Below are 22,259 nucleotides of genomic sequence, written 5' to 3' on the forward strand. Positions count from 1 at the left end.
AAAACACTCATGACTTTTCCGTGAGGAAGTTTTTGCCGGTGATATTCGTGAGATAATCAAGCGAAACCAGTTGGGAGGTCCGTTCCATGGCCGGTGCCTTTGAAGTCGCAACGCGTTCCGCGATCCGTGAGATTATCGTGGACGCCGTGCAGGAATCGAAATTTGGCTATGTGATGTCGCACGAGGCTTTGCAGCAGATCAGCGATCAGCTCTTTGACCTCTTTATTACCAGTCGGAATTTAAAGGCTGCAGGCGATCGCATGATTGCGCAGGGACTGGTGCCGGGTATGAATCCGGCGGCGGGGAAGAAACCGAAGCCGCGGTTCTAGTGGGGCGAGCTAGGCAGCGCTCCGCAGCGCCATCATCTCGTCCACCAGCTTTTCTGCAGCCTGCTCACTTATCTTGAAGCGGGCACAGAAGGCTTTGTAAAGCTTTTCATCCATCTGGTTCGGTTCCAGCTGAATCCAATGCGCGATTTGATTCGCAAGGCCCACCACTTCCGCCAACGTCAAAGGCACAGCATCATTCATAACGGGCATCTTATGATGGAATGCGACCGCTTCGGTCACATGCTCCGGCAGACCCCAAAACATCGCGCCTATTTCACCCAGAACTGTATGCTGAAAGCCGCCGTGACGAGCCTCGGCTGCCGTCCAAGTTCCAAGTTTGGACAGATCATTCAATTCCGCCGCGTAACGATCCGCGATTTCGGGCAGGCACATCGCAAGGACGATCTTGCCGATGTTGCAGACACTGCCTGCTATGTAGATTTCATCAGGCAAAAGATCGAGCTTGAAACGCTGGCCCAGAAATTCCGCGGCGCGACCCACCAGGAAGCTATGCTCCCAGAAATGATCGGCATCGAAAACCTTGCAGTCGAGTTTGAAGGTCTTGAGGGCTGCGACCAGCACGATATCCTTCAGGGCATTGATGCCGATGAAGGAAATCGCATGCGCGAGCGATTCGATTTTGGTGCCGCGACTGGAAACGAGGTTATTGGCGATTTTCAGGACCTGCGAGGCCAGCAGGGGATCCTGTTTAGCCACGGCAGCCAGCCTGGACGCTGAGGTGTTTTCATCCTGAATCAGGGTCTGAATTTCCATCACATAGCTGGGAATGCGCGGCAGATCTTTCATATTCGGGATCTGGTTGAAGACGGACTGCGCGGCGCCGCTCAGCTGCTTGGTGGGATTATACCAATCATACTTGCCCTTGATGATCATATTGGTCGAATTGCAGGTGCAATTGAACCAAAGATGACCCGACTCGCAAACCCGCCAGCGCGAGGTATTGTTCAGAAAATCCTCGGGCGACATAAACTTGCGACCGCAGGTATTGCACGTTTTCAAAGGATTTGCGTTCATCGCGTGGCCTCGGGTTGACTGCCTCTAACCATCCCGTTTTCGGATTTCGGCAGAAAGCATTGAGTATGCGCTGCGGACAGGGGTTTAACATAGCGTATGTATGGGTGTTTTTTAAAAATGGATCTTCGCCCAGCGTCGATGTATAGCTAGAATCGGAGTGCAACCAAGGGATTTCCATGAGCCTTGTTCTGGACAAAATGCCTCTCCGCGAGTCGACCCCGGCTGGCTGGTTTGAGGTTATTATGAGCGATTTTCCACGTTTTATGCAGGATCATGCATCCTGTGAACGCAAAGCCTCGGCCAATGCCATGGCTCTGGTGAAGCAATTTGCCGATTATGAGGCCCTGGTCGAGCCCATGATTTGCCTCGCCAAAGAGGAATTGGCCCATTTTCATGAGGTCTACCGCATTTTGCATAGACGCGGGATCCCCCTGGGAGCCGATGAAAAGGACCCTTATGTCACAGCCCTTCTTAAGTCAGTGAGGCATAGTAAGGACGAATATTTCCTCGATCGTCTTTTGGTCGGATCCCTGATCGAAGCCCGCAGCTGCGAGCGTTTTACGATCGTGGCCGAAGGCTTGCAGGATCCTGAACTAGCCCCATTCTATCAGCGGCTGGCGCGGGAAGAGGCGGGGCATTTCCGGGTCTTTCTGCGGCTGGCTCGACATTATTTTCCCGAGCAAAAAGTCCACGATCGTTTACAGTATCTGCTTGATGCGGAGTCCACAGCGATGCGCGCTGTGCCGGTCCGAGCTGCTGTCCATTAATCAGGAGTATGAGCGCCATGGGTTTACGTGAACTCTTTCAAAACCATCTGCAGACCCTGCAGACAGAAACAGCCAAAACCCTGGCTGAGCTGAATCTGGACGGCCTCGTCCTGAGTGCCGGGGCACCGGGCTGGTATTTTGAAGATGATCAGAATCCACCCTTTCGCAGCAATCATCACTTCCGCCACTGGTGCCCGATGGAAGGCTGCCATCACCTGCTGCTCGTCATGCCCGGGGAAAAGCCTCAGCTGCGGCTCTACCAGCCCGCTGATTTCTGGCATGAAGTGAAGGCTTTCGAGCCTGATTTTTGGGGCGATTCCTTTAAAGTGCAGACCTTCACCGACGAGGACAAGCTTTGGGATCATCTGGGTGAAGGTCGCCGCATCGCCTATCACGGACCCGAGCAGGAGAAAGCGCGCAAGGCTCAACTCCTGACCGATGTTCCCGGACTCCTCGCGCGACTGAACTGGGCGCGGCTCGTGAAAACGCCTTATGAAATCCAGTGTCTTTTGGAAGCCACACGCAAGGCCGCGGCCGGACACAAGGCTGCGGAGCGTTCGTTCCGTCAGGGCGGAAGTGAGCTTGATATTCATTTTGCCTTTATGCAGGCCGCCCGCAGTCAGGAGCAGGATCTGCCCTATGAGAATATCATCGCTTTGAATGAAAAAGCCGCCTACCTGCATTATCAGGCCAAGCGTGATGAGGTGCACAACGGCAAAGTCCTTTTGATCGATGCCGGCGCATCCTCGCGCGGCTATGGATCGGACATCACCCGCACCTATGCGACCGAAGATGCGCCCGAGGAATTTCAGGCTCTGCTCGCTGACATGACCACGCTGCAGGCTGGTCTGGTCGCTGCCATCACACCGAATGTGATGATGGGTGATCTGCATGTGCTCGCCCATCAGAAAATCGCCGAACTTTTGATTCGGCATAAGATCATCTTGGATTGCGATGCGCAGAAGGCCATCGATCTTGGCTTTACCATGGCATTCTTCCCGCATGGCCTCGGCCACATGCTGGGACTCTTCGTGCATGATGTCGCCGGGAAACAGCTCGATCGTGAAGGGGCCATGGCCTCGCCCGATCCGCGCTTTCCGAAACTGCGCACCACCCGTCCCCTGCAGCCTGGAACGCTCGTTACGATCGAGCCCGGCGTCTACTTCATCAAAATGCTGCTCGATCCCATTCGTCAAAGCGCAAATAGCCGCAATTTGAATTGGGCCTTGATCGATCGCCTGATGCCCTGCGGCGGCATCCGCATCGAGGACAACATTCATATCCACGATCAGGGCGTGCGGAACATCACGCGTGAGTTCCTGCCTTGACCCTTTGATCGGCTCCCTTCCGCCCCCATTTCTCGAAGGCTACATGTTGGACGCATGTAGCCTTTAGCCTATGCATCGCAACCAGCGTAGCCAACCCATATTAAAAGTCGCCGGGCGCCAGCCACCTGCCAGAATCCCTGTAGGTTTGTGGATACAGAAGTTTTGTCCCTTTTTTCCTTCACTGATCACACTGCCCTTCATCGAAAATTTTTCTGGCTTTCATTCCATGTTGTTCGCAAAGAATTTTAATCGGAAAGAGTCGCATGTAAACGGCGACAGAACAGAAATCGAAACAGGTGTGGACTCGAAAATTTTTAAAGCGGTGTTTGCCTTGCGATGACAGACGAATCATCTTCGATAAAAGCACTGAACAGCATGGTTTTGCGGGGGTGAAAGACAGCGATTTCAAGGCGTGTTTTTGAAGGCGTTCTTTTGTTCTGAAAGAGTCTTCATGAAAAATGTCATTGATAACTCAAAGCAGAGAACCTTATAAGAAGCGAGTCGAGCGAAATTTCTTCGGAACGGAAGCTTCGATAAAAAAATTCCATTCGAGAGGGTCGTTTAATCTCTATGAGTACTCCACTCTTCTTGGATCCGTCGGCTGTTTACACGCTTACACCCATAATCTGGATTGGAATCTGTGTTCTTTGCTGGCTGAACCTGTCATGGGGAGTCGCTCTCTCGGGCTTGATTGTTCCCGGCTTTCTGGTGCCCTTGATCCTTATCTATCCCGCATCGGGCGCGCTTGTCCTGGTTGAAGCCATCATTACCTGGGGCATAACCCGTGCGCTCTGCCGCATGCTGCCGAAACTCTCGATGGGATCGAGCTTTTTCGGTCGCGACCGCTTCTTCGCGCTGGTGCTCTGCAGCATCTTTGTTCGCATCTTTATCGAAGGTGGTCTGCTCCCATGGATTCCTGGTCTTGAGATCCGGGCGACGGCGTTTGGTTTGATCCTTGTGCCTTTGATTGCCAATCAGCTTTGGAAACCGGGTTTGACAAGAGGTTTGGTGGGACTTGGCGCTGCGGTTGGCTTGACCTTTATGCTGTTCAGTTTCATTTTCGTACCGCTCAGTAATTTCAGTTTGGCAAACCTCGCGCAGCAGATGGATCTGACCACGCAGTATCTCCCCGATTCGCCCCAGAGCTATATCATCCTCCTGACCACCATTTTCCTGGCGTCACGGCTGAATCTCCATTTTGGTTGGGACTTCTCGGGCATTATGTTTCCGGGTTTGATCGCGCTCTCGCTCTTTGATCCCGCGCGCCTTGTCAGCACGATCTTTGAAACCATGGTGCTCGTGATCCTGGCCAAACTCCTGATGCTCTGGCCTCCAATCCGGGCACGGGCCCTGACCGGGGCTTACAGTCTCGCCTTTTTCTTTACGCTCAGCTTTATCTATAAGATCCTTCTGGGAAGCCTGATTCCCCAGATCATGGCATCCGGTCGATCCGAGGACTTCCTGGGCCTTGGCTATATCATGTCGAGCCTCTTCGCGATCAAGATCTGTCGCCTGAAAAATCAAGCCTCCAACCTTGCGTCCACCCTGACTCAGGCTTCCATACTGGGTCTTGTGGTCGGGCTTTTGTGTTCCACCGTTTTGAGCGGAGTCGGCTCTCTCTTTCTCGCGACTCCCGTTCAGGCGGTGAGCATGGAAACGAAAGCGTATGATTCCGGTGACAGTCGTCAGGCTCTCGTTATTCATTCAGATAAGGATCTTGGCAGCGCGATGGCCGAAGCCATGCAGGCAGGACTCTTTGCCGAGGCTTATTCCGAAGCCTATACGCCGCCCGGGAAAAATTTTCTGGATCAGCTGATGCGCGAGCTGGTCAAACCTCTTCTGCAAATCGCCAATCAAAAAAATGTTCTGCTGTCCGAGCAAAGGCCCGGTTTGAGTTCGCAGCTTCAGGCCGAACTTCGTCCTCTGGCATCGGCGGCGAAACGCCTGGGTTTTTCCCTCGAAATCATTCCCGGCGATAAAGTGCAAAAACCCAAAGTGCTGCTAAGAGATCGCGTGGCAGGACGTAACCTTGGTCTTATGATCGTCACGATCAAGCCCGACCAGGCCGTGGGTCTTGCCGTCGGCGATCCTTTCCGCGACAGGAATACTTTGGAATTTGGTCTTTGGAGTCTTGAGCATCAGAATCTTGCGTTTCTGCTGGCCCCGACGGTTCATCCCCGCACGCGTTTTGATGGAGCCGCGGCTCTTACTCATGCTGCGAACCGCATCAACTTTCTGACCGCTGTCCTGAGTCAGCTCGATGAAGCCAGTTTTCCCGGTATGCGCATCGTGGAACTTACGGCAGCACCTGTCGATCAAAAGCGACAGCAGCTTCTGATGAATCCGAGCGTCGCCTCGGATGAGGGGATGGTTTTGCAGAAATGGGTTCATGATCTGGAGCAGTATGGAATGCAGACTGTCAACGGATCCGATGTGGCGCCGACTCTGGTATTTGAATCGACTCTCAGTCTTCTGCGCAAGCAGCTTTATACAGTCCAGATTCCGGCCTGGGTGCAAAGGCGCATGGTTCCCCTTTTGGCCCCTGCGGAATGGGAAGCGCGTTGGCCTTTGATGAATCGCCCCCTGGTTCAGGGCGAAGCTGTACCGCAGTCGACGCTGCTGTCGGATAGCTTATCCAAAGAGGCGCTTCAGGATATCCGCTCCTACCTGGTCGATAATAATCCGTTTAAACTGCTGAATGCCGAGGCCCAGGATCCTTTGCTGCACTTCGACCTCATGAAGGTGGAACGCAACTATTACCTGCTCGTCCAACGGCAGCAGACGACTCATGTCGCCCTCCTGACTGGATTTCCCTTCGGCACGGATAATTCCAGCGGCCTTGCTCTGAGCAAAAGGACGAGCGCACTATGAAGCGACATCTTGCGGCCTTGCTGGTTCTGCTGGGCGTCTCCTGCAAATCCGAGATCGTTACGCATCAAAGACTCTTCACTCCGGGTGACAAGGGCGCCATGACCTTTAAGATACCTTCTGGAGGCCTTAACCTCATCATTCAGCCGACACTGCTGCCGGACGCAGACAGCCGGGCCAAGGCCCAGGCCTATCCCTATGCCTTTGAATATGTGACGCTCGGCGCGGATCAGCAGCCGATCGCGCGGCAAAGAGTGCAGGGCCTTGTACATTGTGATCGTGTTCATGAAGGCGGACAGCAACGCACGCTGCGCTGTCCGGGTTCGCGGGTGCTGATCGATCTGAAATCAGGTCCGAAGGCGCCTCAGTATCTGACCATCCGCAGGGATTCGCAGGCGAAAGCCCGCGATTTGTTTTTTGCTGTGACCATGCGCGCCCCCCAGAGTGAATACCGCGCGAGGCTCCATGGTCTGCGCCTTTCTCCACATGAAAAATCCGCTCTGCTCGATACCGCCTATGCCGGGCAGGAGGAGGATGTGAAACAGCTCGCGGCCCTGAGCACGCTGGCACCAATGGGTCAAGCCGAGCAGGACTATCGGGACCAGGTCATCTATCAGGATGGGGCAGCAGCAACGCCGACCCCGCGATTTCCCAGCTACGCCGTAATCGGTCCCGAGGCCCGCATCGTGGTTCCGGTCTATCAGCGGGATGGGCTGGTTCGTGTGCGAGCCCTTCCTTTGGGCGATCGAAACGATTATACGGTGTGCTGGCAGCCGATGGCCGAGCCTCTGGATGGCCGCTGCTATAAAACGGCCCACAGCGCATCACCGGATACAAGCTTTCCCTTTCCGCGCGGTCGACTGATTTTTTCTGCGCCTCAGCCCCTGGCCTTGGATGTTGAATATTCTTTGACGGAGCAGCAGAAATTCCATCTGGCTGACGCGGTGCAGCAGTATAGCGCTTATCGCCTGCCTTCCGGGCAAACGCTTTCGGTGAATCTGGATCCGTTTCAGACGCAGGAATTCCTTCCTCTGCGCCTGCACGTTTGGGCTGTCCATGGGCAGAAGGGAGAGCAGCAGCCGGCTGTCCTGGAGCTGAAGATCGTGATGCCAGACGGCACTCTGCGTCAGCGCGAGAGATTGACGCTGGATATGCGGCGTTCTCCTTTCGATCGTTCCGCGAGCGAAGCGGAAGTTCTGAGTCGGTTGAATACCTTTCATGTGGCAGCGGGCCACGGCGGTGGGCGTCTGCTGATCCAGGCGAGTCCTTCCATTCTTGTGAATATGACGCTGGGACGCGCCTCCACTCCCCTTTATTCCGAGCTTCAGGCTCATGGAATGATACGCGCCGATCAGGAGAGGGAATTTTGGATTCCCATCACGCCGGAAGAATCAGTGCCCCAGGATATGGTCGCATCCTATGCCTGGAATCCTGACGTTGGCCTTGTCGCAGCGCAGCGAGTTTTCTTTCCCACGCGCGATCTCAGTCCCGGTTCTTTTGCCTTCACTCCGACGCGGCTTGAAGAGATGACCTGGGAAGGTCGCAAAAGATCGGCGCATTATGTTCAGCTGCAGCCGGGCCTCGGCATCGAAGCCTTTTTGGAACGCGGACCCATCCTGCCGATGATGCTCGTCGCAGCGCCGGGATCGCATGCCGCTCTGCGTGTCAACGGACATACACTCTGGGAAGGTCGACTGGATCGGAGCACTCAGATGGGTCAACTCGATGCCTCACGTTTTGCTCCGGGCTCGCGACTTCAACTCGTGGCGGAGGGTGCGGAAATTTTTGTGGGTGGCATTCGTCTTGCACAGAGTATGAGCACCGTTTATGCGAAACGTTTTTACTATAGTCAGAATCGAGGTTCCTTTCTGATTCAAAAAACCAGTCCCCAGCAGACAGTGAGTATTGAGCTTCTTCTGACCGAAGCACCGACGGCCACGGCTCAGGTGCAGGTGAATGTCGAAACTCGTTCGGGTGCCGTGCCTCCTTCACTTTCCCGTGAGTTCACGCATCGGCAGCGGGTCTATACGATCATGCCTCGGACTTTGGTCGCCGATTCCGTCCTGGCCGATGGCAGGAAAGCTGAGCTGGTGACCTTTCCGCTTCCCTTGCGATCGGATCTTCCGTCGGGCGAGTACCAGGTGAACGTCACCACGTCTGGAATGAAGGGAGCGTTCCTGGCTGTCTCCTCGCAGCTGCCCAACTTCGGCATTCGTCTGACGTCGGCTTCGGATCGAGCGCCGATGAACGAGGCTCCTGAATGAAGAGCTTCATGATGCGCGGGGGCGCGGCTTTTTCTTTTCTTCTGCTTTTGGCTGGATGCAAAGGATGCACCGTGATTCCGAAGCCTGACGATACGGCTCCTGGTTCCTATCGGGGATTATTTCTGGATGTCCTGAAAAACAGGACGCTGCCGCGTTCGGTTCATGCTTTCGCTCAGACTGAAGGCTATCGCTATGAAAGTGATGCGCGTGAACTCAAGATCGTGGGTCCACCCGCCTCGCGGCTTGGCACTTACTTTATCAGTCAAAGCAGCCAGAGAAACGGCATCAATCTGCAGGCTCCGCATGGTGACAGTGATCTGAAAACCAAGGAGATTGCGGAGCTCATGTGTCAGGAGCAGAGTTATGACAGCTGCGGCATCAATACGATGCACCGCCGCTCCTTCGACTTCGCGCATGAGTCGGTCTCGCCCTTTCAGGAATTCACGGAAGCGATCGTGACCAACGATCCCCATGCCTTGATCGTGCAGCTGCATGGCTTTGAATCCGCCAAACGAAAAAACGGCCCGGAGCAGCAGGCCCGGATGATACTCAGCACAGGGCAGGACAGTCGCGCTTTGCGTGCGGCGCTGGCTTCGCTGCAACTGGATAAGGATCCCAGCATCCTGGTCTATGGCGTCACGACCCGGGAATTGGGAGCGACGCGCAATGCCCAGGGCGGACTGATAAAACGTATAGGCCGCGGACATTTCCTTCACATCGAAACGTCCCTGGCATTCCGGGAACAGCTGCAGAATGATCGCAAAGAACGTGATTTCCTCGATGGCATTATTAGGGCAGTCAAAAAACAATATGATGAAACCAGAAATTAGATGGTGGCAGCCTGCGCTCTGGACACAGGCTTTGTTCAGCGCTGCCCTTATGGGAAGTTCAAGCGGCTCGCTCCAGGCCGAGGCCTGGCCTTTTTTTCCTTTGTCGCTTGCTGAAAATGCAGACGTGCCGCTGGTTCAGAGAAAAATGAATCTGGATGCTCACGATGTTCGACTTATGGACGGTGCGGAGCGTCACGGCGAACGCTACCACTTGCCCGTAAAAGGTCGTGTTGTCATTCTGCAGAAAGCTCAGGATGAATTGCGGATGGAGGGTCTTTCCGGGAACGATCAGGCCTGGCGTTGGGCCGAGCGCAGTGGACCCTTGGCTATCACGATGGACAATCCGGCTCCGGTGTCCGGCGTGGTCAGGATTCCCGCGGCTGATCGCGACCGATGGATCGAGATCGTGGCGCGCGAACAACTTGATGTCTCGCTCCATGCTCTTCGTTCCGAGGAAGTCGGGGCACGCCTGGAAGACGAGATGCGGGCCCAGAGCCTTGCCGGTGATGATGTGCGGGTGACAAGGCAGGATGGTCGGGAGGATACCTTTTATCGCGTGACGCGTGATGCCTCGCTGGTATTGCGGAGCCCTGCGCTGGTGAAAATTCAGAGCCGGATGGCTCTGCCTCTTTTGAAAGACGATCAGAAGTCACTCTGTGTTGTTCGCTATCAGACAGACGCGGGTGAGCACTTTGTTCAGAATGCATCGGCTCCCTCGCCTTACGAAAGCGGACGGATGGCGGGTAAAAATATAGGCGTCGGCTCCCCATCGGTTTTCTATCTTGTGCTGTCCGAAGCCGCTGAACTCAAACTCGCGAGCAACTGTCTTTTGAATGTGCAGAGTCTTCCCCTGGAACGTGACACCCCTCTTGTGGATGACAGAAATCATCCGCAGCTTTTTGCGGCCTGGGCGAAATCGAAGACGAAGCCACTGGAAACGTTCCTGCAGCTGGCCAGGATTCCACGAGAAACGACTGATTACCGCCTGTTTCAGGCGCTGCAGCGACAGCTCATGGGGAATGCGCTTTATTTTAGGGCTCTTTATCCCGAGGATCTGAAGAGCAGTGAATCTGTGAATCGCATCCGTGCCGCCTTCCGCCGCGATCATCCCGATGCGCGTTTGAATGCAGCCCTGATTCCTGAAGCACAGCAGGCGGATTGTCTTTGCGTGCAAAGCGCCGAGGAACGCCGAACCCTGTCGTTCACCAATCCCAGTGAAGGGCGCGAGACTCTGGCCCGTATCGTGGTGCCGGAACAACAGAAATTTCAGGACCTCGACTTTCAAATGGTCTTCATGGATCCCAATGGAAAGATCATCAAACGCCAGGATGCTCGCATGGAAAGCATTTCAGGTGATGGTGCCCAGCTCGCCGCCGTGACTGTTTCCGTCCCGGCCAAAACCCGAACGATTGCGATCACGCGCAGAGCGCAAGGGCCAAGTTTTCCGCGGCTGGGACTGGAAATTTTGCTGGAGAAAGAAGCCGGGGTCGATCAGGCGGCGTTGATGCAGCAGCTGCGTGATCCCAAGAAGGGTTTGCTGGCTTTTGTCATGGAGGGCAAGAGCGACAGCTTAAGCCTGGAGGATCAGTTGAGGCTGATGCCTATGCGGCAAAGCCTTCAAAGGCAGTCGGAGTATCTGAAGAATCTGACCACAACCCCGATGAAGCTGGATGCCGCGGCCCTGCATCAGGCCAGGCGCGCGATGATTGCAGAAGGCAGCTTTCATGCGCTTCGCAATATCTGCCTGGGCAGCATCAATGGTCAGGGAACTCTTGCGAAAGAGGCCTTTTACTGCCTCCGGGAAACCCTGCGCGGCATGCAGGATTATCGAAGCCTCGCCGTGATCCTTGGCTGGCAGTATAAGAAAACGCCGAGTGATACAATTCCTGCCGATTACATCGACGCTCTGAATAAGGCGGGATATCCGGCTGAAGCCCTGATGCTGGCCGCTGAGTATGCGCGGACGTCCAAAGCGGGCCAACCCCTGTTGCAGGACCTTCAGTCCAGTCTTCCGCATGCTGATATCCTCTTGCAATCAGATTCCCTGCCTCGTGTCCAGCGTTTTGCCAAATCGGTCTTCCTGCTCGACCGCGTTGCCGCGGAGAAGCGCCAGGCCTTTACGCTCGAAGATAAGCAGCGGATTCAGCTGGAGTCAGATTCCCCGGAATGGGAAACATTCGAATTGGAATGGAGGGCCCGGGCGAGCCACGAGGATACCTCGCCTCTTCATTGGGTGCAGGTCGCGCGTGCGCAGACTTCGCGGATGGTTCCGCTTCTTTTGGAGGGGACAAGCAATGAATGGATCGACGAGGAAAAGGCCGAGCTTTCCTACCCTGCCCGCTTTCTGATTCAGATCAAAAAAGGTGCGCCGGTTAAAATTACGGGTCGCGGCGAGCTGCTTTATCTTCGTATGAAGCGTGTTCCGAATTCCATGATCACGCATGATCGTGATGAACTGGTTCATGTCTTCCCCGAGGATCCGAAGGATGATGATTACCTTGCCGCTTTTTCCCGCATAGGCCAGTGGGAGGAGTCGCGACGCATGAACGAGGCCATGACTTTGCGTGCGGCTCTGATTGCCGATCTGCGCAAAGCAAAACCTTTGACATGGCCTCATGTGCAAAGACTCAGGATTCTGGAAAACGGGATGCGTTGGATGCCGCTGCCCACCGAGGTGCAGGCGGCCCAGCTCATGCGCGAGGAGTTCACCGCCTATGCCCCCGATCATCCGGTGATGGCAGCGCAGAAGGCGCTTTTGCCCCGGATGGATGCTGATGTGATCACCATAGTGGGATCCGAGGAAGAGGATGTCACGGAACTGGAACTTTCTCAGAATGCGTCGCTTCGCATGCAGATCCGCTTTCTGGCCCTGGATGAATCCGGGCGTCTGCCGCAGGATATCGAGATGAAGGTGGACGAGGGGCCCTGGCAAAGTCTCACGCTTCACAAAAAGGACAGTACGCATCCTTTGGAACTGACGGCCGGTGTGCATCGGATTGGCCTTCGATTCAAGGAGAAAGGTGGACCCCGTTATCTGGCCATGAAGTTGGCAGCACCGACGGGTGCGGGCTGGACTCAGCTTCAGTTGAAAAAAGTCAAATACTGGGCTGTGCCGACACCTGCTCAGCCGCTGGTTTTAAAAACGGCAGGACTGTATCGAATTCATCGACTGAAAAATAAGCGCGTGGACATTCAATACCGCGCCGTGAAGAAGGGGGAAAGCTTCACAGTGCCCGAAGGGGATGCCGCCTATCGCTTTTATACCCTGACGGCTGATGACGATAAAAGGCCCCGGCGTGAGCGTTTCATTCGTCTCGCGAGCCTTGTGGATGAGCCTGTGTCCCCTGACTTTGCCATGCCCGAGGCCACGCGGCCCGTCTATAGCGTGAGTGATGCCCCGGCCTTGTCTTTGGCTCTGGGAACGCGCAGTAACTGCCGTGAAGAGGACAACGACAAGCCAGGCTTCTGTGACGATGTCTGGCATCCCAAGCTTGCTCTGACTCTGAGTCAAAGACGGGAGGACAGTCAAACCTTCGGCCGGGTTTCCGTATTTCCAGGAGCTCTGCCTTTGGGTCAGCTCACTCTCGGCTGGGATAAACTTTCGCCCTCACGCGCGCTGAGTTATGAAATCGAGGGTCATGCGTTCTTTGCTGATAATGCTGGTGAATCCCTGCAAGGGGGCGGCGGGAGCCTCGGCGTTTTCTATAAGACGGCCTGGGGCAGTCTGGATGCTCAGTCCGGTTTGCGGCTGAATGCATGGGAGGCGAATCGCCGTCGCATTCATCCTGATCTGCCGCAGGAAGTGGCCAGTCAGTGGAAATCCGATCATCGTCGAACGCTTGGGATCAGTCAGTCTCTTGAACAAAAATCGGGACTCTCGGATAGCTTTCGTTTGAATCTTGCCGCCACGACCAATCCGCCCGGTGCGGATCAGGACAAGGTTTGGGATCAGGCTTCGGTGGTGGCGTCCTGGCTGCGAGCGTGGACTCCTGTGATTTCAACAGGCCTTGGTTACGAAGCCCGCTATTATTTTCGTGATGAACGCCGCGCGGATTATCTTCTGCGTTATAGCCCTCGCTTCAGCCTTGTGGCTTTGAATTATGACGCCCTGCAATGGCCGATACTGACGCGAATTCAGGTGGGGCTGGAGTCGGATTCTCCGCGCACTGTTTTCAGTCTGACAATCGAAACTCCGCTGGGCAAGGAGCTGAATCCTGATGCCGCCAGTCTTCGGAATTTTCCCTTCAGTGATCAGGGTCGCGGCGAAATATTTAAACGGCATGTTCAATAGGAAGGAAATACCGTGGCATCTGGCAGCGCACAGGTCATAAGAATCGGCGAGCGACATCCGCCTCGGTCCGCTCTTGAGCTGGATCAGTGGAATGATGAGATCGAGGCCATGCGGTCCAAGGCCAGCCTGGGGCCTGATGAAAAAAAGAAGGCCTTGTCCCTGGCGCTTTCTGTGCTGGATGGAACGCAGGAAAGCATACTTCGGCAGAAAGCCCTGCTCCTTTGCGCGGAACTGTTTTCCCGCAACACCGATCTTTTGCCGAGGGATGCCCTGAGGGATCACATTCGGGCGATCCTGGGGGATGCCCGGGCGAATATCTGGGAACAGGTCGCCGCTCTTTTGATCTGCTGGCGTTTGGAAAGACCGATGCAAGCCGCAGCGCAGCTGGCTGCCCTGCTTGAGATGAGTCATGCGCGCGAGGATGGATTTTTTCTGAGAGCAAACCTGATGGAGCATGCAAAGCATGATCATGGGTTTTTCGAGTTTCTCAGACCTCAGTTCCAGAGGCTTATCTTCGATACCTCAGCTTATGTCCGCATCCGTGCTCTGGAACTTTTGACCCTTCATCAGGAATCCATGCTGCTTCTGGAACGCTGCGAGGAAGGCGAAACCGATCCTCAGGTGCAGCCCGCGCTTCTCTATTGCTTTGCGGAGCTGCTTTTTGGCTGTGAAACGGGTCAGATCAAGCGCGTGGAGCAGGCATTTCAGCGCTTTTACGGGCAGTTCAGCATCGAGGCTCGCAGCGCTTTTCTGATGCGACTCAATGAGCATCTTATGACAGTTCTTCATGAGGGGCAGGGTCTGGCTGAAGCTCGGCGGGAAAGCCTTGCTCATGTCCTGGAGATCGTGCGCAGGGATGAGCAGGACGTTTTGCTCCGGCACTCATCCCTGACCCGGCGCTGTCTTCAGATCCTGGATCATACCGAGCAGCGGGCTTTGTTTGTCAAACTCGCCAAGGCTCTGGCGGCTGAAAAAAATTCCGAGACGTTTGTTTGGACTCATAGTGCATCGCTGCAGGACATCGGGCCCGTGCTCACTGTTCTGGCCTATTTTGGTTTGGGCTATGAAATCAGGGAAAAAACTGGAGAGATGGAAATCAGGCCGGCCTATGGCTTCTCCTTGAGCGTCTGGCGTTTTATCCATGAACTCAAAACACCATCCGGCAACAAAAGGCAGGGAGCGGCTCATTGGAAGAGTCGGCATCTTCAGGGTGAGATACGGATTCCATCAAGCCTGACCTGTGAGCTTGTGGCCACCACGGTTCCCGGCGAACCGCTTTATATCCCGGAAGCAGGGGGCTGGCGTCCCTGGCTGCCTTTGCTCTGCGATGTTTATCGGATGATCTTCCGCTTTCCGGTCCTCAGGATATTGACGGCCGATGGCGTGACGACTGTCGAGCGACCCGGCTCCTGGATGCAGCGCGCGAAGGCCTGGCTCCTTCTGGTTTTTGGTTATGAACGCGTGAGCCGCCTGAGAAACTGGACCGCCCGTCATGGAGCGGATCCTGCAGCCTATATCAAGCGCCTTCATGAACTCGGTTTTTCGACCAGGTTCGTGCCGGCGCACGCGGATGATAACGACAGTACGATCATGAAATTTTTCGGACGGGAATCATGATGGAAAAACTCCTGGAGCTGCAGAGTTTTATCGCCAATCGCTACGCGAATTCCATTGCCGAGCTTTTGGTTTTTTGCTGCCTTCTGGCCGGACTTTTTCTTTATCTGCATGGCCGCCGGCATCGGCAGGGCCGCCGCGATCGAGGTGCTATTCCGCTTGTGATCGGCGGCTGGGGTTCACGCGGCAAGTCCGGGACGGAGCGTTTGAAAGCAGCTCTTTTCAATGCGATGGGGCGCTCGTTGCTCTGTAAAACCACGGGCTGTGAGCCTGTCCTTCTTTATGGAAGACGCTTCGGACCTTTGGAGGAAATTCCGCTGCATAGGCCCTATGACAAGGCCACGATCTGGGAGCAGCTCGATGTTCTGCATATCGCCGCCGAGGCCAAAGTGGATGTTTTTCTTTGGGAATGCATGGGACTGAATCCTGAGTACGTGCGGCTGATGCAGGATGATTGGATGCAGGATGATATTGCCACGATCACCAACACTTATCCCGACCACGAAGATATTCAGGGTCCATCGGGCATGGATGTCGCGGAATCCATAGCCAGCTTCATTCCCCAAAAGGGGCAGCTGCTGACCAGCGAGCAGCTGATGTATCCCCTTTTGGAAAAACGGTCCCGGGAAAAAGGAACAGCCATCGGTCGGCCCAACGCCTTTGATATGTTTTCGATCACCGACGAGGTGCTGAAACGTTTTCCCTATAATGAGCATCCGCATAATATCGCTCTGATCCTGGCCCTTGCTCGCAAACTCGGCGTGTCTCAGGATTATGCCCTGAAAGAGATGGCTGATCGCATCAAACCGGACATCGGCGTTTTGCGGGTCTATCCGCGAGTCAGTCTGCGGGGACGCACCCTGGAATTTTCCAACGGTTTTTCGGCCAACGAAAAATTCGGCTGTGTGAGCAACTGGCAAAGGCTTGGCCTGGATAAGTTGACTCTGGCCGACGCGCCCAAAGTCTGGCTGACGGCTCTTGTGAATAATCGCGAGGATCGGGTGACCCGAAGCCAGGTCTTCGCCCAGGTTTTGGTTCAGGATCTTGATCTGGATCAGATGTTTGTTGTGGGCACCAACATTGAAGGATTTGAAAGTTTCTTCGAAGACGCAGTGAGCAGCCAGATGAAAGAGCTGGATCTTTCCACGCGTGAAGCCGCTCATCAGACTCTGATGGAATATGGACGACGCCTTCGCATTCCGGAAACTCAGGCCATCCTTGATAAACGCGTCATGGGTCTTCCCGCCACGAATGCGATCACGCAGAGTTTTCTCGAATGGCAGAGCCTGCGCGAGGAGCTGGTGAATTCTTCGTATACAGCGGCCCTGGGTGACAAGATTCGGAACTTCCTGCGGCAGAGCTTTCGCAAAAAGCTGGTCACAGTTCCGTCTCACACCGATGCCGTCACGCTTTTGAATCTGATCGTCGAGGCCACGCCTCACGGTTTTGACAATCAGATGCATGGCATGCAGAACATCAAAGGCATCGGCCTTTTGTGGCTGGAGCTTTGGGAGCAGATGGTCCAGCTGGAAAAGCAGCGTCGGCTCACAGGCGCGTCTTCTGCCGAATTGCGTGATTTCGCAAGTCGCATGAAGATGCTCGATAATCCACTTTGCGCCGCGTTGCTGCAGGAGGAGCAGACGGCTTCGAGCCCTGCCGCGGATCAGCAGAAGGTGCTCATGCCCCAGGAAAGCGCCGGTAAAAATTCTCAGCTGCGTTTGGCATCAACGGCCCGGCAGAAGATCAGGCATCTGGTCAGGCCGAATCACGAGATGCTGCGGTCACGGCGGATCAAGGCTGTGTATCGGAATCTGGCGCGTGGACGCTGTTCGGCTGCGGAAGCCACGGCAGCGATTCGGCAGGCGCAGGGGAATTGAAAAGGAGGCCCGAAATCCAGGCCTCCTCGTTAGGAATGCCTGTTTTTTTAGAGAGAGGAGCCAGCGTCAGGGATGCTCGAAATCAGCTCGGTCTTGACGACTTTGGCGTCGAAGTACCAGCAGCTCGAAGCGCCCTCAAGCTTTTCCACTTCATCGTTCTTCACGACCTTGGCGAGTTCGACGACGGCGCCTTCACGGCTCAGTATCGTGACTTCACGATCGACGACATTGGTTTGCAGACGGCGCACTTGAGTATCGGTGCGGATCGCGATGTTCGACAGAGATTCGTCCTGGGTGGTATCACACTTCAGGGTGTACTTCACGGTGACGAGAGTGGGCGAACCACTTTCTTCAGAGATCAGTTGTGTGGCGGGATTATACGAGCAAATCAGCGAGGTTGATGTCAGCTTCTTGCAGTCCATCATGTTATCTTCCTGAGCGGCTTCTTCCTGCTGAGCAGGGCTGGCGAAGATAGCCTGGGGAGCGGGAGCTGCACTGACGTTCGCGTCCTTGGCCGCATCCTGATCTTTCGATGATTGCGAGCCACAGGCAGCGGTCAAAGCGAGAGCCAGGAACCCAGTCATCACAGATGCTTTTTTCATGAGTTTTCCTTTTTATGATTGTGTGAGCGTGAAACGTTTCAAAGTTACATTTGCATAACGCAGTTCATAAAAAAAGAGGATTTGAGCTTGAAAAAATAAAAACAAAATTTGCTGCCATGGAGGATTTGAGCGACATCTCTTTTGATGAAATATTTTTGACCAAGCCTTTGGAAAATTTTGCGTGAAGATTGCGGGGTAAGATAACCAGGCGGAAAATGCCGGCCCTAAATGCGTGTGATTCTGGCCTTTGGCCTCAAGATCGCCGCCCATTCGTCGATGAATACCAACACATTTTGCTCAAATTGCAGATGGGAGTTGGACATGCGACGATTGTTGAAAGGGTTTCTCCCGCTTTTCGGGATCATGCCTTTTTCCAGTTGGGCTTTGGCGCAGAATTCTTTTGTCTTCGAGAAAGAAGCCTATTTTTTGGAGAATGCCGCACAGGCTTCGGGATTGCCTTTTGAATTGCAGGGAGAATTCTATTATAGGCCTGGCAGCGGTATCGTTATCACGGCTCCCCATGGTGACTTTGATATAGGCACCTATGAAATCGTGCGGCAGCTCTGCGATCGTCATCCCAAGTGGAGCTGCATCCTGGCCATGCAGTTTCGCGGCCGAGGGAATGCAGCGCAACCCTTCAATGTGAATCGGCCCACGCTTTTGGATGATGATGATTGCGAAAGGCCCAACCCCCTGGCTAAGCGCGTCTTCACAGCCTGGATGGAAAAAGTCAAACGCGTCCGTCCACGCTTCTATGTTGAAATCCATGGCAATGTTCGCGAGGACAGCGCTGCGCATATCGAAGTGGCCCATAAAGGATTCAATCCCGAGACCCTGAAAGGCCTTTTGAGAAATCCCATCTTTGCCGTGGAAGGTGTGGATGATGTCTGGTTCCGCGCCTCGCAGAACAAAGCCTGCGGTTCCATGCAGACGGTGGACAAGGCCCTGCATTTTGAATTGCCGGCGTCCCTGCGGCTCACAGCGGAAGGTCGGGAGTCGGCCTTCGGGATTCTGGAAACTGCGCTTGTGAATGTGCTGCCCCTGGAATGAGGGGCAGGTTTTGGATTCTTGTCAGAACGGTTTTTGAATGGAAAGACCCACGGTCGGACCGCTGCCCTTGGGCGTTGGAGCTACGAAAACGCCTATTTTACTGCGCTCTTCCTCTCGTAATTCCTGAGCAAGCGCCGAGGCGTCTTCACGCGGGGTTTCGGTCTTCGGGCTTTCGCTGAAATCCATCTCGCGCTCTTTCTTTTTCTTCTTGCTGCCGCCTTTGCCGGATCCCAGTGTGCTGAAGGGATCGAAGACGGCTTCCACGACACCGGCCGTATAAAGCGCGAAAAAACCCAGCAAAGCCATGCTCGCCTGCTGCTGCGCCTGCAGCGTGAATTTTTCGTTCTGATCCAGGAAAGCCACGATCGCGGGATCGCTTCCGGCGGTGGCGGTGTTCACGCCGCGCATCACGTCGGCGGCATCGGCATTGGAGGTGCGCACGGCGTTGCTGCGTTCATAGTACATCAAAAGAAAGCCGGCCTGGGCTGTAGCCAGAGTGGTTCCCAGAATTGTCTTGTCGCGTTCGAACTGGCCGACGCCAAACGGCAGAAGATAGGAATAGGAGAAGTTTTTGGCTTTTTTCTTCTCGCCGCTGAAACCTTCGCTTCTTCCGGTTTTCGAGGGACGACGATCCACGCGGGCGAGATCGCTTTGTTTCACCACGGGTATCGGGGTTTTAACAGGGGTTTTGACGGGAGTTTGCGCGATGACGGGACAGGCCAGCGCCCAGGTCATCAGAGCGAAGAGTGCAGCCATCCGCCGCATTCTATGAAACATCATGTATTCCTCCTCAACTGAACAGAGTGAATTTCCATCGGGCAGCTGAGTGCATACTTAAGCGGCAGAGTGCAGCGTGGTTTTGGGAAAGCGCAATTTGTCGAGGGACCAAGCTGAATAAGCCATGAATTTCCCAGGGTTCGTGTGGAAAATTTAAAGGTTTTCCCCAGGGCTCCGACAACCTTTATGGACGTCCGGTATAGAGGAACAAGGAAATGAAATTACGGCACGGCTTAACTTATTTCCTGTTAGTAATAATTTCCTGCGCCTGCGGTTCGCCCTTCAATCCCTCGCAAACCCATGAAAAAAGAAAGAACACCGAGACCCCGCGGAAGGTGGTGCGGCTGGAATATGCAGCATCGCTGGAGCCTTCGGTGGATAAAAGCGGAGTTCTGATCATTCCCGGGCAGCGGCTGGAACGCTGGTCGGGTCGGACGTTTGTGGGCAGCAGTGGTTTTGATGTCGTGCCCGTCGATTGAGAAGGTGGAGTGCTGTGAGATTTCTTGGGTTCATCCTGATCGCTCTTGTCGCCTGCGGCCGTCCTTACGAAAGGAAGGCCGGGCCCGAGACGCCGTTGGAAGAACTCATGGACCGGGGTCGATTTCATCGCTTTATGCCGCGGCAGCCTTTGGAGAGTTTATCCCTGCTTGGGAATACTGCGGAAATCCATGCCGTCCAGCAGCTTGGGGACAGCCCTTATGCGTCGTGGATCCAGTTTGATACGCGGATGATGCCCGATCTTCAGATGATGGAATTGGAAGAGCAGCTGCCGGTGGTGGCGGAACGTTATGGTTCGATGCTGAGTGACTTGAAGGCGGGAGAATGGGAACACGCGGTGCGCTTCGTTCGACAGGATGAAGGACGCGTGTTTTTGAATTATGAACGGAAGGTTCAGGGTCTCACGGTGCGGGATAATGTTCTGCAGCTGGTTTTTGTGCGGCAGGCAGATGGCGCTTATCGGATGAGTGAGATTCAAAGCAATATCACCGGTCCCGCTCCGCGGGATGACGGTCGGCGCGGGGATGACGGTCGGCGCGGGGATGACGGAACGACCGGCGGAAAGCAAGGCGCCGCTGGACGGGATGAAGCCATCGCCTGGCTCGAAGACCTCACAGGTCGCAGCGATCTGGTGGTGGAACGCATCGAACAGGAATGGATCCCCTTTTTAGAGGAAGGCCGTTTCCATTGGCAGAAGGCTACGGTGTATGAGTGGAGCATGGACGGCGAACATTATCAGGCGACGCTCCTGCCTGAAGAAGCCGTCTGGCTCGACGCCTGGGCGCTTTCGGTGCATGCGAAACCTATTTTAACCCGCGCTTTGAAACGATCCTATGCCGAAGACGGCCCGCGCGACTATCCTTTATCCTTCAGTGCCGCGAATGGAGCCGAAGGCAATTTTATCCTGGGCGCAGAAGCCTGGATGCCCGCAGGCGTGAAACCGACGAGCGTGGGACTCACCGGCCCAAGGGCCATGATTTTCGATAACCTTGCGGCCGAGACCCTAACGCTGGCCGGACTTCAGGAAACGACCGACAGTTTTTTCCTTCCCGATGACAGCTCGCGACTTGCCGCCGTGAATGCCTTCGTGTCGGTACAACGAATCAACCGCTACGCGCGGCAGTTTTTAACCGATCAGGATGTTCCCTTCCTCGGCCAGGCGCTGGTCGTGAACGTGAACCTCGCCGATCAATCCTGCAATGCCTTCTATTCGCCGAAGCAGAGAAAAATGCTTTTGTATAAGGAGGGCAAAGGTTGTGCGAATATGGCCCTTTTGAATGATGTCATCTATCACGAATGGGGTCACGCCCTGGATGATCATGTCGGTCGCAATCCCGGCATCCGCGATCCCGCCTTTTCCGAAGGCCTTGCTGATGTGGTATCCGCTTACTTCAATAGCGATCCCGCTATAGCCCCGTATTTTGTCTTCGATGATCCGACGCCCATTCGCGATCTCACCGAGACGCGCAATTACCCGGATGACATCGGTCCTATGCATTATGAAGGCGGGATCATCTCCAGCACCTTCTGGGAATTGCGCCAGGCCCTGATCGAACGTTACGGAGCCACGCGCGGCGCCCATGATGCCGGTCGCCTTTTCTTCCGCCATCTTTTGGCCGTGGATTCCTATCTGGAAAGTTACGCGGCTGTTCTGCGCATTGATGACAATGACAGCAATCCGGCCACGCCGGGTCCCAATCATTGTCTTATTAATACGGTCTTTGCCCGCCATGGCCTGACCACCGCCGAACCTTGCGAGGACAGCGTGGCAACCCTGCCGCCTGCGGCGACCACCCTGAATCTCGCCCTTCTGGATGCAGGCCCCGAGGAAAACGCCGTGCACGTCCTGGCCTCGGCACCCAGTGCAGAAGCCATGGCCCTTTGCCTCGGCGCACGAGCGGTCTGCGACGCGAACAAAGCCTCCTGGATTCCCCTGCAGGCGATCGGTCGTCATCCCGATCGCGCCTTCTTTATGAGCACAACACCTCTCCTCCTTCCCTCACTCACTCAGGTCACGCTGATGCGACTCAGCAGCACCGGCGAACGGGTTGACAGCCGCGAGTTGAAAATTTTTGCCAAGTAGTTGAGCATCCCTTCTGGTCATCTGTAAATTCGTATGGTAAAAAACC

15 protein-coding genes are annotated in these 22,259 nt (G+C 55.0%); 12 read left to right on the forward strand and 3 right to left on the reverse strand.

All coding sequences use genetic code 11. The annotated features are described in order from the left end of the window. Positions 1-86 precede the first annotated feature (86 nt). Entirely contained in the window at positions 87-329 is a 243-nt protein-coding gene (locus VFO10_RS21480) for a hypothetical protein (protein ID WP_141735774.1), read from the forward strand. A gap of 9 nt (positions 330-338) precedes the next feature. Here VFO10_RS21480 and VFO10_RS21485 read toward each other — a convergent pair whose 3' ends face one another. Continuing rightward, the gene (locus VFO10_RS21485) at positions 339-1,364 is read right to left on the reverse strand and encodes an HDOD domain-containing protein (RefSeq protein WP_325144033.1); all 1,026 of its coding nucleotides are present in this window, start codon (positions 1,362-1,364) and stop codon (positions 339-341) included. A 176-nt stretch (positions 1,365-1,540) separates the two neighbouring features. Here VFO10_RS21485 and VFO10_RS21490 point away from each other — a divergent pair, with 176 nt between their 5' ends. The 8 genes from VFO10_RS21490 to VFO10_RS21525 all read left to right on the forward strand — a co-directional run bounded on the left by VFO10_RS21490 (position 1,541) and on the right by VFO10_RS21525 (position 17,203). Next, positions 1,541-2,131 carry a tRNA-(ms[2]io[6]A)-hydroxylase gene (locus VFO10_RS21490; protein ID WP_325144034.1) on the forward strand — a complete coding sequence of 197 codons (591 nt, stop codon included), beginning with the start codon at positions 1,541-1,543 and terminating at the stop codon, positions 2,129-2,131. A 17-nt stretch (positions 2,132-2,148) separates the two neighbouring features. Then, complete coding sequence (gene pepQ, locus VFO10_RS21495; RefSeq protein WP_325144035.1) at positions 2,149-3,459, forward strand: Xaa-Pro dipeptidase; 1,311 nt, start codon at positions 2,149-2,151, stop codon at positions 3,457-3,459. Positions 3,460-4,029: 570 nt separating this feature from the next. After that, positions 4,030-6,330 carry a poly-gamma-glutamate biosynthesis protein PgsC/CapC gene (locus tag VFO10_RS21500; RefSeq protein WP_325144036.1) on the forward strand — a complete coding sequence of 767 codons (2,301 nt, stop codon included), beginning with the start codon at positions 4,030-4,032 and terminating at the stop codon, positions 6,328-6,330. Beyond that, positions 6,327-8,591 (forward strand): hypothetical protein, encoded by a 2,265-nt coding sequence (locus VFO10_RS21505; RefSeq protein ID WP_325144037.1) that lies wholly within the window; start codon positions 6,327-6,329, stop codon positions 8,589-8,591. Before VFO10_RS21500 ends, VFO10_RS21505 begins: the two co-directional genes overlap by 4 nt. Beyond that, positions 8,588-9,421 (forward strand): hypothetical protein, encoded by an 834-nt coding sequence (locus VFO10_RS21510; RefSeq protein WP_325144038.1) that lies wholly within the window; start codon positions 8,588-8,590, stop codon positions 9,419-9,421. The genes VFO10_RS21505 and VFO10_RS21510 overlap by 4 nt, the downstream gene beginning before the upstream one ends. Positions 9,422-9,452: 31 nt before the next feature. Continuing rightward, positions 9,453-13,712 (forward strand): hypothetical protein, encoded by a 4,260-nt coding sequence (locus VFO10_RS21515; protein WP_325144039.1) that lies wholly within the window; start codon positions 9,453-9,455, stop codon positions 13,710-13,712. Between the two features lie 12 nt (positions 13,713-13,724). Further along, a complete protein-coding gene (locus tag VFO10_RS21520) occupies positions 13,725-15,329 on the forward strand; it encodes a hypothetical protein (RefSeq protein ID WP_325144040.1) in 1,605 nt (534 codons plus the stop codon). Next, on the forward strand, positions 15,326-17,203 hold the full coding sequence (locus VFO10_RS21525; protein ID WP_325144041.1) for a hypothetical protein: 1,878 nt from the start codon (positions 15,326-15,328) through the stop codon (positions 17,201-17,203). The genes VFO10_RS21520 and VFO10_RS21525 overlap by 4 nt, the downstream gene beginning before the upstream one ends. Before the next feature lie 47 nt (positions 17,204-17,250). Here the strand turns inward: VFO10_RS21525 and VFO10_RS21530 are convergent, their stop codons facing one another. After that, complete coding sequence (locus VFO10_RS21530; RefSeq protein WP_325144042.1) at positions 17,251-17,805, reverse strand: hypothetical protein; 555 nt, start codon at positions 17,803-17,805, stop codon at positions 17,251-17,253. A gap of 321 nt (positions 17,806-18,126) precedes the next feature. Between VFO10_RS21530 and VFO10_RS21535 the strand changes: the two genes are divergently transcribed. Beyond that, complete coding sequence (locus VFO10_RS21535) at positions 18,127-18,855, forward strand: hypothetical protein (protein ID WP_325144043.1); 729 nt, start codon at positions 18,127-18,129, stop codon at positions 18,853-18,855. Positions 18,856-18,876: 21 nt separating this feature from the next. Here VFO10_RS21535 and VFO10_RS21540 read toward each other — a convergent pair whose 3' ends face one another. Then, positions 18,877-19,635 carry a hypothetical protein gene (locus VFO10_RS21540; RefSeq protein ID WP_325144044.1) on the reverse strand — a complete coding sequence of 253 codons (759 nt, stop codon included), beginning with the start codon at positions 19,633-19,635 and terminating at the stop codon, positions 18,877-18,879. A 212-nt stretch (positions 19,636-19,847) separates the two neighbouring features. On the opposite strand from VFO10_RS21540, the gene VFO10_RS21545 reads away from it, so the two are divergent. Continuing rightward, a complete protein-coding gene (locus VFO10_RS21545; protein ID WP_325144045.1) occupies positions 19,848-20,111 on the forward strand; it encodes a hypothetical protein in 264 nt (87 codons plus the stop codon). 14 nt (positions 20,112-20,125) lie between these two features. Then, positions 20,126-22,213, forward strand: a complete 2,088-nt coding sequence (locus tag VFO10_RS21550) for a hypothetical protein (protein WP_325144046.1) — start codon at positions 20,126-20,128, stop codon at positions 22,211-22,213. The last annotated feature ends 46 nt before the right edge of the window (positions 22,214-22,259 follow it).

Source organism: Oligoflexus sp., from assembly GCF_035712445.1.
Classification (GTDB): Bacteria; Bdellovibrionota_B; Oligoflexia; order Oligoflexales; family Oligoflexaceae; genus Oligoflexus.